The organism is Nitratireductor lacus (genome assembly GCF_056431025.1).
On sequence record NZ_JBWKMB010000003.1, the window covers coordinates 149,225 to 162,097 of the forward strand.

At 63.2% G+C, this 12,873-nt stretch carries 9 protein-coding genes; 4 read left to right on the forward strand and 5 right to left on the reverse strand.

Features of this window, described 5'->3' with window-relative positions; genetic code table 11:
* Nucleotides 1-25 precede the first annotated feature (25 nt).
* Nucleotides 26-2,095 carry a penicillin-binding protein 1C gene (gene pbpC / locus AC07E3_RS03795; protein ID WP_478360402.1) on the forward strand — a complete coding sequence of 690 codons (2,070 nt, stop codon included), beginning with the start codon at nucleotides 26-28 and terminating at the stop codon, nucleotides 2,093-2,095.
* A 1-nt stretch (nucleotide 2,096) separates the two neighbouring features.
* Here pbpC and AC07E3_RS03800 read toward each other — a convergent pair whose 3' ends face one another.
* Nucleotides 2,097-3,020: a sugar kinase gene (locus AC07E3_RS03800; protein ID WP_478360346.1), complete on the reverse strand. Its 924-nt coding sequence runs from the start codon at nucleotides 3,018-3,020 to the stop codon at nucleotides 2,097-2,099.
* A 176-nt stretch (nucleotides 3,021-3,196) separates the two neighbouring features.
* Nucleotides 3,197-4,549, reverse strand: coding sequence for a sugar transferase (locus tag AC07E3_RS03805; RefSeq protein WP_478360347.1), 1,353 nt, complete (start codon nucleotides 4,547-4,549; stop codon nucleotides 3,197-3,199).
* Nucleotides 4,550-4,843: 294 nt separating this feature from the next.
* On the opposite strand from AC07E3_RS03805, the gene AC07E3_RS03810 reads away from it, so the two are divergent.
* Nucleotides 4,844-5,737, forward strand: coding sequence for a DMT family transporter (locus AC07E3_RS03810; protein ID WP_336070052.1), 894 nt, complete (start codon nucleotides 4,844-4,846; stop codon nucleotides 5,735-5,737).
* 54 nt (nucleotides 5,738-5,791) lie between these two features.
* Here AC07E3_RS03810 and serA read toward each other — a convergent pair whose 3' ends face one another.
* On the reverse strand, nucleotides 5,792-7,390 hold the full coding sequence (gene serA, locus AC07E3_RS03815; RefSeq protein WP_336070053.1) for a phosphoglycerate dehydrogenase: 1,599 nt from the start codon (nucleotides 7,388-7,390) through the stop codon (nucleotides 5,792-5,794).
* 66 nt (nucleotides 7,391-7,456) lie between these two features.
* Nucleotides 7,457-8,632 carry a phosphoserine transaminase gene (locus tag AC07E3_RS03820; RefSeq protein ID WP_478360348.1) on the reverse strand — a complete coding sequence of 392 codons (1,176 nt, stop codon included), beginning with the start codon at nucleotides 8,630-8,632 and terminating at the stop codon, nucleotides 7,457-7,459.
* Nucleotides 8,633-8,871: 239 nt separating this feature from the next.
* On the opposite strand from AC07E3_RS03820, the gene AC07E3_RS03825 reads away from it, so the two are divergent.
* Together AC07E3_RS03825 and AC07E3_RS03830 are read left to right on the forward strand one after the other, a co-directional pair.
* Complete coding sequence (locus AC07E3_RS03825) at nucleotides 8,872-10,170, forward strand: adenylosuccinate synthase (protein ID WP_336070055.1); 1,299 nt, start codon at nucleotides 8,872-8,874, stop codon at nucleotides 10,168-10,170.
* A 74-nt stretch (nucleotides 10,171-10,244) separates the two neighbouring features.
* Nucleotides 10,245-11,732: a hypothetical protein gene (locus AC07E3_RS03830; RefSeq protein ID WP_478360349.1), complete on the forward strand. Its 1,488-nt coding sequence runs from the start codon at nucleotides 10,245-10,247 to the stop codon at nucleotides 11,730-11,732.
* Between the two features lie 166 nt (nucleotides 11,733-11,898).
* Here the strand turns inward: AC07E3_RS03830 and rpoH are convergent, their stop codons facing one another.
* On the reverse strand, nucleotides 11,899-12,822 hold the full coding sequence (rpoH, locus tag AC07E3_RS03835; protein WP_065817017.1) for an RNA polymerase sigma factor RpoH: 924 nt from the start codon (nucleotides 12,820-12,822) through the stop codon (nucleotides 11,899-11,901).
* Nucleotides 12,823-12,873 lie beyond the last annotated feature (51 nt).

Here is a 12,873-nt window from a genome sequence, read left to right on the forward strand (position 1 = left end):
GGCGGCGATGAAGACGCGTCGACATATGCGCCGGGTCGCCATGGCCGCTGGCCTTGCAGCCCTGCTCGCCATTGGCGGGGCGGTGACGCTCGACCGGCTGGACGCGGCCTATCCGCCGCCGCTCGATCCCGCCCCGCTTTCGGCGGAGGTGCTCGACCGCGACGGCGCGCTGCTGCGGGCCTATGCGGCGTCCGACGGGCGGTGGCGTCTTCCGGCGGATATCGACACGCTCGATCCGCAGTTTCTCAAGATGCTGGTCGCCTATGAGGACAAGCGCTTCTGGTCGCATCCGGGTGTCGACATGCGCGCGCTTGGCCGCGCCGCATTGCAGCTTTTGTGGAACGGGCGCATCGTCTCGGGCGGTTCAACACTGTCGATGCAGCTTGCACGCCTCACCGAGCCGCGCGAGGCGCGCAGCTTCAGCGCCAAGTTCCGGCAGATCGCGCGGGCGCTTCAGATCGAGCGCAGGCTTTCCAAGCGGGAAATACTGGAACGCTATCTGACGCTCGCGCCCTATGGCGGCAATCTTGAAGGGGTGCGCGCGGCAAGCCTCGCCTGGTTCGGCAAGGAGCCGCACAAGCTGGGGCTGGAGGAGGCTGCTCTTCTGGTCGCCTTGCCGCAATCGCCGGAAGCGCGCCGGCCTGACCGGCATCCGCAGACGGCAAAAGCCGCGCGCGACCGCGTGCTTGCGCGTATGGCGGGGGCCGGTGTCATCATCGAAAGCGAGGTCGCGCGCGCCTCTGAGGCGAAGCTTGCCGGGCGTCGTCTGCCCATGCCCGCCTATGCTGCGCATCTGGCCGATGCGGTGGTGCAGGCGGAGCCGGAAAAGCGTGTGCATCGCCTGACCATCAGCCGGGCCGCGCAGTCCAGTCTGGAGGCGGTGGCAGCCAAGGCGGCGCGCGGGCTCGGCCCGCGCGTTTCCGTGGCGATGGTGCTTGCGGATGCGCAGACCGGCGCGGTGCTCGCGCGGGTCGGATCGGCGGGGTATTTCAATGCCGCGCGCGCCGGCTGGATCGACATGAGCGTGGCGGAGCGCTCGCCGGGCTCCACGCTCAAACCCTTCATCTATGGCCTTGCCTTCGAGGAGGGGCTGGTGATGCAGGAAACCATGATCGAAGACCGGCCCGGCAATTTCTCTGGCTATCGTCCGCGCAATTTCGACATGGCCTATCAGGGCGATGTTTCGGTGCGCACGGCCTTGCAGATGTCTCTCAACGTGCCGGCGATCCGGCTGCTCGATGCGGTGGGGCCGGTGCGGCTGGTGGCGCGCATGCGGCAGGCCGGCGTGCCGCCCGCTCTGCCGCCCGGCGAAACACCGGGTCTTGCCATCGGGCTTGGCGGTGCAGGGCTGACGCTGGAAGGGCTGGTGCAGCTTTATGGCGGGCTCGCCAATGGAGGGCGGGTGCGCCCGCTGCACTATCTGAAAGATACAGAGATTGCCGCGCATCCTCCTTCCGTTCTGACGCCGCAGGCCGTCTGGCAGGTTGCCGACATCCTGTCCGGTGTCGCGCCGCCCAGAGACGCGCCGCGCCTCGGCATCGCCTACAAGACGGGCACGTCCTATGGCTATCGCGATGCGTGGTCGGTGGGCTATGACGGGCGGCATGTGCTGGGCGTATGGGCCGGGCGGCCCGATGGCGGCTCGGTGCCGGGACTGACCGGCTATCTGGCCGCCGCCCCCATCCTGTTCGAGGCGTTTTCGCGCTCGGGCGTGGGCATCGTTCCATTCCCGCCCGCGCCGGCAGGCGCGATCCGGCTTGCCGCGTCCGATCTTCCGTTTCCCATGCGACGGTTCTCCGCCTCGGGCGGCGGGTTTCGCGCCGGCGCGCCGGTGGAGCCCGCGCCGGAAATCGTGTTCCCGCCGCAGGGTGCGCGCATCGATGTGGGGCTTGCGCGTGGCGCGCGGGTCATGCCGCTGGCGCTCAAGATCAATGGCGGGCGCGCGCCGTTTCGCTGGCTGGCCAATGGCGAGCCGCTGCCGGAGGCCTATCGCCGGCGCCGGGCAAGCTGGGTGCCCGATGGCGGTGGCGCATCCACCCTGACGGTGATCGACGCTGCCGGACGTTCCGCCAGCGTGGATGTTTTCCTGGAATAGATCAGGCGGCTTCCGCGAGCGCCTTCAAAACCGTTTCGCGCATGGGCATGGGGGCGACTGCGCCAAAGCCCTGCGTGGAAAGGGCGGCGGCCGCATTGGCGTAGCGCGCTGCCTCGAACGGGTCGCCATGGCGATTGAGCTCGGCGAGGAAATTGCCATCGAACGTGTCGCCCGCGCCAGTGGCGTCGACGGCGTTGACCCTGATGCCGGGCACGCGGCGGCGTTCATCCGGCGTGGCGACGAGGCAGCCATCCTTGCCGAGCGTCAGCGCGACGATGCCAGCGCCAAGACCCAGATAATGATCGGCGATGGCGTCCGGGTCGCTGATGCCGACCAGCTGTTCGGCGTCTTCCAGACCGGGAAGCGCGATGTCGGCCTTGCGCATGGCGGCTTCGGTGAGTGCGCGGGCGCGCTCCAGCGGCCACAGCTTCAGGCGCAGATTGGTGTCGAAGGAAACCTTTGTCCCGGCAGCCCGCGCAATGTCGATCGCTTCGAGAACCGCATCGCTCGCATCGGCGCTGATGGCCATGGAGATGCCCGACAGATGCAGAATGTCGGCGTTCTCGATGGCGCTGCGGGGCAGGTCGCGCGGGGCGACGCGGCTCGCTGCCGAACCCTTGCGCAGATAGGAGAAGACGTGGCCGTTCTCGCCATGGCTGACGAAGTAGACACCCGTATGGGCATCCGGATTGCGCAGGACCTGGCTGGCGTCCACGCCATTATCCGCACAGAGCTGCATCAGGCTGTCGCCGAACTCGTCCGCGCCGAGCGCAGTGAAGAACCCGACCGATGCGCCGGCGCGCGCGGCTGCGATGGCGCAGTTGGAGGTGTCGCCGCCGTAGCCGAAGAGATAGCGGCCCGTGTCGTCCACCTGGTTGAACTCAATCATCGGTTCGCCCATGCAGATGATCTTCGGATGGCTCATGACGGTGTTCTCCTCCCCTTGCGCAGCGTGCGCTTCTCTTTAAGCGATTGTGCGCCAATGGTGAATGTCTCTTGGGAGAAGATTTTTCACCATGCGTGGAGAGCCCGGCCTCAGGACCTGGAGCGGTTCACCGTTTCATGGAAACGCTGCGCCACTCCACCTGACTGCAAAATACTCTAGCGGGCGCCGCGACCGAACAGGACGGTGCTGATCGTTGAAAGTATGATGAGCATGTCGAGATCGAATGACAGGTGCTTGATGTAATAGAGGTCGTAGGAGAGTTTGTAGATCTCTTCCTGGGTTGTGCCCGCATAGCCGGAATTCACCTGTGCCCAGCCGGTAATGCCGGGCAGCACCATGGTGCGGTGGATGAATTTTGGCTCTTCTGCCTCACTCGCCTGCGCCACGTATTCGGCCACGGGGCGTGGTCCCACGAGGCTCATTTCTCCGCGCCAGATATTGATGAGCTGGGGAAGCTCATCCAGCCGCAGGCGGCGCAGCAGCCGGCATCCCTTGATGATCCGGTCGTCGTTCGTGCGCGTCGCTCCGCCCTGCCTGCCATGATACATGGTTCGAAACTTGAGCATGTTGAAAGGGCGCCCGCCATAGCCCCGGCGGGTTTGCACGAAGATCGCCGGTCCGCCATCGAGGGTCCGGATATAGAGCCAGACGGCAAACCCCAGCGGGATGGTGATCGGCGCCGTGACGATGACGGCGATAAGATCAAGCGCGCGTTTCGCCTTGGAATAGTAGATCTGGCTCGGCGTGTAGGCGAGGTGCGAAACGTCGAACGCGCCCACATCCACGCGGCCTTCGCGCAGTTCGAGAAAGTTGAACCAGGGGGTAACGTCGATCCCCACCATATAGGCCTTTGTCAGAAAGGCCGACCATTCCGGATTGTGGTGTGTTCCGGTGTCGATCAGCAGTCGGTCATAGGCGCCGATATCCGCTGTCTTGTCGCTGATCACGGCCACATGGCCTGCGAGCCTCGCTGCAACCTGGGTCGCCTGGGGGAAGTCGAGCAGGGCAACGCGGTCCTCCAGAGACCGGTGAAGCCTCAGATTGGCGACGATCATGGCGATCGTGGCGATCGGATAGGCGGTCAGAAGAGCCGAATAGCTCACCGGAATGCGCAGGGCGGACAGAACCGCGACAGCCACGTTGAAACACACAAAGGTGACGAAGATCGCGATGGAAAACGTGTTGCGTTGCCTGCGAAAGCCAAGCAGAGCCAGCGCGACGGCGAAGGGCAGAACGAACAGCACCGAGCAGACGATTGCCAGATTGTACCAGTCGCTGCGCGACGCATTGAGAATGAAAGCGCTATAGACCATGCACTGCAAAATGCCGGCGGCCAGGATCTCGGGCAGCATGGGGCGCAGGTTTCTCAGCAGGCGACGCTTGCGCAGAGATGCGCCGCGCTGGAGCACGTCCTCCAGATCGGGGCTGGGCTCGGCTGGGCTGCGTTTCAGAACGCGCCTGGCGCTGCGATTGGCGGGGCCGTCACCCTTGCCCGCTGGTTTGGACACGTCGTTCAACGTTACTTCTCGCCCGCACGTAAGAGCTCATACGACCGCGCTTTGCCATGCAGGAACCGGAAGCGCAATCAACGATTGTTCGCATGTCCACAGACAACCCGGATGCAGGCGGTCGGTTATGCATCGATTCGACCGACCTTAGACCGGTTCATTGTTTCATGGAAACGTTCAACCGCACGCCGTTCTTTGTGCAGCAGTTTGAATGTCGATTTATGACGTTGGCATTTACGATTTCAGTTCGAGGCTCTATCAGGCGGAACCTATCGCTGTTCTGACTATGAACCCATGCACCGCCAAGCCTACGTCTTTCTCTGCCTGACCACGCTCTTCTGGGGCGGCAATGCCGTGGCCAGCCGGCTGGCTGTTGGTCACGTTTCGCCGATGATGCTGACAACGCTTCGCTGGATCATCGGCTGCGCGCTGCTCGCCGCCTTTGCCTGGCCGCATCTCCGGCGTGACTGGCCGGCGATCCGGCCGAAACTGCCGTTGCTGGCGGCGCTGGGCACGCTTGGTTTCACTGGGTTCAACGCTGTTTTCTACAGTTCCGCCCAGTTTACCTCGGCCATCAACATCGCCATCGAGCAGGGTGCGGTGCCGATGGTTATCTTCGTTGCCAATTTTGTCCTGTTTCGCCAGCGCGTGAGTTTTCTGCAGATTGCCGGCTTCGTTCTGTCTCTGGTCGGCGTGGCGCTGGTTGCAAGCCATGGCGAGTTTTCCCGCCTTCTCGACCTGGACGTAAACTTCGGCGACGCGCTGATGCTTGTCGCCGTCCTGCTCTATGCGGGGTACACGGTCGGGCTGCGTTTGAAGCCGAACATTCACTGGCTGAGCCTGATGTTCGTGCTCTCGTTCTTTGCGCTTCTGGCGTCCCTGCCGCTGGTGGCCTGGGAGATCGCAACGGACCGGCTCATCGCCCCCGACTTTCAGGGCTGGATGGTGGTGCTTTACGTTGTGCTGTTCCCCTCCATCTTCGCGCAGACGCTCTACATTCGCGGCAATGAGCTGATCGGCGGCAACCGTGCCGGCCTGTTCATCAATCTGGTGCCGATCTTCGGCACGCTCCTGTCGATCGTCATTCTGCGTGAAGCCTTCTTCACCTATCACGCCGTCGCGCTGTTTATGGTGCTTGGCGGGATCTGGCTGGCCGAGCATGGTGGCCGGAAACTGGCTTCCAGATAGGCAAATGCCGGCGCGTGGCGCCGGCATCGCATTTCTGAAAAGACTGTTTGACCCCTATGCCGCCACGTCGAAGGACAATGGCTTGGCCGAAAGGATCACGTCGGTTGCGCGCAGCTCGCGCAGGACCTCCGGCGGGAAGGGCGCGTCGAGGTAAAGCAGGGCGATGGCATCGCCGCCCGGCCGGTTGCGGCCGAGCTGGAAGTTGGCGATGTTGACCTGGTGCTTGGCGCAGATCGAGCCCAGCAGGCCGATAATGCCCGGCACGTCGTAATTGGTCGTGTAGAGCATGTGCTGTCCGACCTCGGCATCGAGATTGATGCCTTTGATCTGGATGAAGCGCGGCTTGCCATCCGAGAACACGGTGCCGGCGATGGTTCGCGTCTTCTCGGAGGTCTTCACCGTCAGCTTGATATAGCCGTCGAACACGCCCGACTTGTCGCGCTTGACCTCGGACAGGATGATGCCGCGCTCCTTGGCCATGATCGGGGCCGAGACCATGTTGACATCGGCCACCTGCGGGCGGATCAGGCCGGCAAGGGCGGCGCTGATGAGTGCACGACGGTTCATCTCCGTTGTGGCGCCGTCGAACAGGATTTCCACCTCCTCTATGGCCTCGTCGGTCACCTGGCCGACGAATGCGCCAAGCACTTCCGCGAGTTTGATGAAGGGTTTCAGACGCGGGGCTTCCTCGGCGCTGATCGAAGGCATGTTGATCGCGTTCGTCACAGCCCCCTTGGTCAGATAGTCCGCCATCTGCTCCGCCACCTGGATGGCCACGTTCTCCTGCGCCTCGCTGGTCGACGCGCCCAGATGCGGTGTGCAGACCACGTTGGGCATGTTGAAGAGCGGGTTCTCCGTCGCCGGTTCCGTCTCGAACACGTCGATGCCCGCACCCGCGACCTTGCCGGATTTCAGACCCTCGACGAGGTCGGCCTCGACCACAAGGCCGCCGCGGGCGCAGTTGATGATGCGCACGCCCTTCTTCATCTTGGCGATCGCATCCTTGTTGATCACGCCACGCGTCTTGTCCGTCAGCGGCGTGTGCAGGGTGATGAAATCGGCGCGTTTGAACAGCTCGTCGAGCTCGACTTTCTCGACACCCAGTTCGGAGGCACGCTCGGCCGAAAGGAACGGGTCGAAGGCCACAACATGCATCTTCAGGCCGATGGCGCGCATCGCGACCACGGAACCGATATTGCCGCAGCCGATCACGCCCAGCGTCTTGCCGGTGATCTCGACGCCCATGAAGCGGTTCTTTTCCCACTTGCCGTCATGCGTGGAGGCGTTGGCCTCCGGTATCTGGCGGGCAACCGCAAAAAGCATGGCGATGGCGTGCTCGGCGGTCGTGATGGAGTTGCCGAACGGGGTGTTCATCACGATGATGCCGCGTCGCGAGGCGGCCGGAATGTCGACATTGTCGACGCCGATGCCGGCGCGGCCCACCACCTTCAGATTGGTGGCATTGTTGATCAGCTTTTCGGTGACCTTGGTGGCCGAGCGGATGGCAAGGCCGTCATACTGGTCGATGACGGACAGAAGCTTCTCCTTGTCCTTGCCGAGTTCGGGAAGATAATCCACCTCGATGCCGCGATCCTTGAAGATTTCGACGGCAGTGGGCGACAGTTTGTCGGATACGAGTACGCGGGGCGCCATGGCGGCCTCCTGTTTCAATGCATTGAATTGGGGAGGCGGCTCCGGTTCAGGAGCCGCAGTATCGTGTCAGGCTGCGGCCTTGAGTTGCGCCTTCTGGGACTGGAACGCCCAATCGAGCCAGGGCATCAGCGCTTCCAGATCGGAAGCTTCCACCGTGGCGCCGGCCCAGATTCGCAGGCCCGAGGGCGCATCGCGATAGTGACCGATGTCATAGGCGACGCCCGCCTTGGCGAGTGCGGAGACCATCCCCTTGGCAAAGGCTGCCTGCTCGCCCGCATCGAGTGCGGCGACTTCGGGATCGACGATCGACAGGCACACCGATGTGTTGGAGCGCGTGGCCGGCACTTTCGCCAGATGGTCGACCCAGGGCGTGCGGCGCACGAATTCGTCGATCACGGCGAAGTTCGCATTGGCGCGGGCAACGAGACCGTCGAGGCCGCCAATCGCCTTCGCCCAGTTCAGCGCGTCCAGATAGTCTTCCACGCACAGCATGGACGGCGTGTTGATCGTCTCACCACGGAAGATGCCCTCGATCAGCTTGCCGCCCTTGGTCAGGCGGAAGATTTTGGGCAGCGGCCATGCGGGTGTATAGCTTTCCAGCCGTTCGACAGCGCGCGGCGAGAGGATGATCACGCCATGGGCGCCTTCACCGCCAAGCACTTTTTGCCAGGAGAAGGTGACCACATCGAGCTTGTCGAAGGGCAGGCGCTGCGCGAAGGCCGCAGACGTTGCGTCGCAGATGGTCAGGCCAGCGCGGTTCGCGGGGATGAAATTGCCATCGGGCACGCGCACGCCGGAGGTGGTGCCGTTCCAGGTGAAAACCACGTCGCGGTCGAAATCGATGGAGCCGAGATCCGGCAGATCGCCATAATCGGCTTCGATGCGGCGCACATCGTCGAGTTTCAGCTGCTTGACCACATCGGTGACCCACCCGGCACCGAAGGATTCCCAGGCAACCATGTCGACGCCGCGCTCGCCCAGAAGCGACCAGAGCGCCATCTCGACGGCGCCGGTGTCGGATGCAGGCACGATGCCGATGCGGTAATCGGCCGGAACCTGCAGAATTTCACGGGTAAGATCGATGGCCTCTGCCAGTTTCGCCTTGCCGATGGAGGAACGATGCGACCGGCCAAGGGGAGCGTCGGCAAGCGCTTCGAGCGACCAGCCGGGACGTTTTGTGCAGGGACCTGAGGAAAAATGCGTATTGGCCGGACGGAGGTCCGGCGTGGGGAGTGTGCTCATGATATATCCTATCCTTCCAGATAGCACGCCTCTCGGTGGGGAGAGGTGGCCCACGGACGGAGTTACGCCGATCCGGTTTTTTCGTCAAGTGCGACATGAGTGCCTCTGGAGACGGGAAATCGGTTCTGCATGGCGCGAGATGGTTCCCACCGGGGCTTTGAGGCTCTATAGAGGCGTTTCGATTTCTTAAGTCATCCAGGCGGGGGACCCGCCGGACGTTGCGCCGGAAGGACGTTTTCATGGCAAATGTGGTGGTTGTCGGCTCGCAGTGGGGCGACGAGGGCAAGGGCAAGATCGTGGACTGGCTGTCGGAGCGTGCCGATGTGGTGGCGCGTTTCCAGGGTGGCCACAATGCCGGTCATACCCTCGTCATCGACGGCGTGAGCTACAAGCTGTCACTGCTGCCCTCCGGTGTTGTGCGTCCGGGAAAGCTCTCGGTCATCGGCAATGGTGTCGTGTTTGACCCACATGCTTTCGTCGCGGAAATGGGGCGTCTTGCCGAGCAGGGTATCGAGGTGACGCCGGACCGGCTGAAGATTGCCGAGAACACGGCGCTGATCCTGTCGCTCCACCGCGAGCTGGACGGGTTCCGCGAGGATGCCGCTTCCAATTCGGGTACGAAGATCGGCACCACCCGTCGCGGCATTGGCCCGGCCTATGAAGACAAGGTCGGCCGCCGCGCGATCCGTGTCATGGATCTGGCCAACACCGACACGCTGCCGATGAAGATCGACCGCCTGCTCACGCATCATAACGCCCTGCGCCGGGGGCTCGGCCATGAAGAGGTGACGCACCAGGCCATCATGGACGAGCTCACCTCGGTGGCTGACAAGATCCTCCCCTATGTGGATCGTGTCTGGAAAATTCTTGAGGATGCGCGCCGGGCGGGCCAGCGCATCCTGTTCGAGGGCGCACAGGGCACCATGCTCGACATCGACCATGGCACCTATCCCTTCGTCACCTCTTCCAACACCGTTGCCGGCCAGGCGGCCACCGGTTCCGGTCTCGGGCCGGGTTCCATCGATTATGTGCTGGGCATCACCAAGGCCTATACGACACGCGTCGGCGAAGGGCCGTTTCCGACAGAGCAGGACAACGAGGTCGGCGAGTTCCTTGGCACGCGCGGCCATGAGTTCGGCACCGTTACCGGGCGCAAGCGGCGCTGCGGCTGGTTCGATGCGGTTCTGGTGCGCCAGGCAGTCGTCGCCAACGGCATGAACGGCATTGCGCTCACCAAGCTCGATGTTCTGGACGGGATGGACGAGATCAAGATCTGCACCGGCTACAGGCTCGACGGCGAACTGATCGATTATCTCCCGGCAGGTCAGGGCGCGCAGGCCCGCCTCGAGCCCGTTTATGAGACACTTGAAGGCTGGAAGGGCACCACCAAAGGCGCACGCAAGTGGACGGACCTCCCGGCTCAGGCGGTTAAATATGTCCGCCACGTGGAGGAACTGATTGGCGCGCCGGTGGCGATTCTTTCCACCAGTCCCGAACGCGAAGACGCCATACTTGTGACCGATCCTTTTCAGGACTAGTTTCGCGGGCAGAGTTGCTTAGCGTGTCTGTGGGAATGGCCGCGCGTTCAGGAAGTAAAACAGGTTTGTAAGGCATGGCGGATTTTTCTGCGGTTCTGAAGAAGACGATCGAGGCGTTGTCGGAAAACACTCCGGCGGCGCGCGAGCGCATCTATCAGAAGGCCCGGACGACGATCGAGAACAAGCTTGCGGGCATGGACCCGGCGCCGTCCGCTGCGGTGGCTGACCGCCAGCGCAAGCTGCTTGAAGACGCAATCGCCAAGGTCGAGGCCGAATATGCGCCCCCGCCCCAGCCTGACGAACCAGCACAGGATGAACTAGACCAGATCTTTGCCGAACTGGATGTCGATCCGGCGAAGCCGGGTGGTTCTGCTCCTCCCGCCTTCGAGACGCCGGCTCCGACGCCGGAACCTGCTCCCCCGGCTGCGGAAGCGCAGAAGGAAGCCGAGGCTGCGTCAGAAGGGAGCGAAACGGACCATGTCGTGCGCTCCGAAGCGCCGATCTCGTCTTCAGGTGAGGATGTCGCCCTGGAGACACCTCCGCCGCCGCCGCGCGCCAGGCCGCGCAAGGGTGGTGTATCCGGGCTGGTTGCCGGCCTGGTTTTGCTTCTCGTGGCTGCCATTGCCGCAGGCGCCTGGTTCTACAGGGACGATCTTTCCAGGCTCGCTGATTTCGAGGGCGATGGGCAAACGGTCGCTGAGAGTGGTGAGACCCGCTCGGAGGCAGGAGACGGTGCGCCGGCGGATACTCAGGAAACCGAGCAGGCGGCAGCCGAGAGCGGCAGCGCCGAAGCCACTCGGCCCGCCGAGCCGGCGCCGGTTCGCAAGTTCACCCAGCGCCTGCTCGAAGATGGACGCGAGGTCGATGAGGGCCCAGCCGGCGGAGAACCCGGCCTTGGCGAAGGCACGTCCGTGGCGCAGGCAACGGTACAGGGCGATGAAACAGCGGTGCAGCCGGCACCGGTTCAGAACGGTCAGCCGGAGAGCCCGGGCGCCGGCGAAGCGCTGCCGGTGGGCCAGAAGGCGATCTTCTATGAAGAGCGCACGAGCGTTTCGCAGGGGTCTGCGGATCTCGGCGCGGTCGTCTGGTCCGTGGTGCAGGAATCGCCCGGCAATGATCTTCCACCCGAGCCGGCCATTCGGGCCGATGCAACGATCCCCGAGAAAAATCTGCAGCTCAAGATGACGATCCGGCGCAATGCCGACGAGTCCCTGCCTGCCAGCCATATTCTCGAGATCATCTTCCTCACACCGGACGATTTCGACGGGGGTGGCATCGATAATGTCCTGCGGGTTTCCCTGAAACGGTCAGAGCAGGATACGGGCAATCCGCTGCTTGGCATCCCGGCCAAGATCGCCGACGGCTTCTTCCTCGTTGCGCTCAGCGACAGCACTGCCGATGCCGAGACCAATATGCTCCTTCTGCGCCGCCAGAGCTGGATCGACATACCCGTGGTTTACAAGTCGGGACGCCGTGCGCTTATCACGATCGAGAAGGGCATTCCCGGTGAGAAGGTTTTCACCGATGTGCTCAACGCCTGGCAGAATGCGACGAGCGGCTGAGGGGACGGTGGCTTTCCCGCAGGTCGTTTAGATCGTTGATGGGGCATCGGACCGAAAAGTGGAAACCGGCTTTCGGATTATTCCGATGCTCTAGAAACAACCCAGAAAAAAAGCCGGTGGGAGACCACCGGCTTTTTTCACTTCATGCAAGTTGCACGTTTTCGTATCAGGCGCCTGCCTGGCGGTGTGCCTCGGCTGCCATGGCCTTGGCGGCCAGTGCCTGCTGGCGAGCCGAATTCTGCACGGCTTCCTGAACCTTCTCGAAGGCGCGGACCTCGATCTGGCGCACGCGCTCGCGGCTGATGTCGAACTCGCCTGAAAGTTCTTCCAGGGTCATCGGATCCTCGGAAAGGCGTCGGGCCTGGAAAATGCGCTTCTCGCGATCGTTCAGCACCGACATGGCGTCGCCGAGCATGCGGCGGCGGGTTTCCAGTTCGTCCTGCTCGACCAGCATGTCCTCCTGGCTTTCGCCATCGTCGACCAGCCAGTCCTGCCATTCGCCCGATTCGCCCTCGGTCGCCCGGATGGGCGCGTTGAGCGAAGCGTCGCCGGACAGGCGGCGATTCATCGAAATCACCTCTTCCTCGCTGACATTGAGGCGCGTGGCGATTTCCGAAACCTGTTCGGGGTTCAGGTCGCCGTCATCGAGTGCCTGAATCTTGCTCTTCACCTTGCGAAGGTTGAAAAACAGACGCTTCTGGTTCGCAGTGGTGCCCATCTTAACCAGGCTCCAAGAGCGCAGAATATATTCCTGGATCGAAGCCTTGATCCACCACATGGCGTAGGTGGCGAGACGGAAGCCGCGTTCCGGCTCGAACTTCTTCACGGCCTGCATCAGGCCGACATTGCCTTCAGAAATAACCTCACCGATGGGGAGGCCATAGCCGCGGTATCCCATGGCGATCTTCGCCACGAGACGCAGATGGCTCGTGACTAGCTTGTGGGCCGCGGCCGTGTCGTCATGCTCGGAATAACGCTTCGCGAGCATGTACTCTTCCTCAGGCTGAAGCATGGGGAAGCGGCGAATTTCCTCCAGGTAGCGGGTCAGTCCGCCTTCACCCGAAGCGATGCTAGGTAATGTCTGGGCCATTTAAGCACCCTCCTTTGCCGGATATGCCCTCATGCGGGGACGCCTTGAAAT

Excerpts from the sequence above, each read along its gene's own strand:
- AC07E3_RS03825 (WP_336070055.1), top strand. The coding sequence starts at position 8,872 with ATGGCAAATGTGGTGGTTGTCGGCTCGCAGTGGGGCGACGAGGGCAAG.
- AC07E3_RS03830 (WP_478360349.1), top strand. The coding sequence starts at position 10,245 with ATGGCGGATTTTTCTGCGGTTCTGAAGAAGACGATCGAGGCGTTGTCG.
- AC07E3_RS03820 (WP_478360348.1), bottom strand. The coding sequence starts at position 8,632 with ATGAGCACACTCCCCACGCCGGACCTCCGTCCGGCCAATACGCATTTT.
- AC07E3_RS03810 (WP_336070052.1), top strand. The coding sequence starts at position 4,844 with ATGCACCGCCAAGCCTACGTCTTTCTCTGCCTGACCACGCTCTTCTGG.
- pbpC (WP_478360402.1), top strand. The coding sequence starts at position 26 with ATGCGCCGGGTCGCCATGGCCGCTGGCCTTGCAGCCCTGCTCGCCATT.
- AC07E3_RS03800 (WP_478360346.1), bottom strand. The coding sequence starts at position 3,020 with ATGAGCCATCCGAAGATCATCTGCATGGGCGAACCGATGATTGAGTTC.
- serA (WP_336070053.1), bottom strand. The coding sequence starts at position 7,390 with ATGGCGCCCCGCGTACTCGTATCCGACAAACTGTCGCCCACTGCCGTC.
- rpoH (WP_065817017.1), bottom strand. The coding sequence starts at position 12,822 with ATGGCCCAGACATTACCTAGCATCGCTTCGGGTGAAGGCGGACTGACC.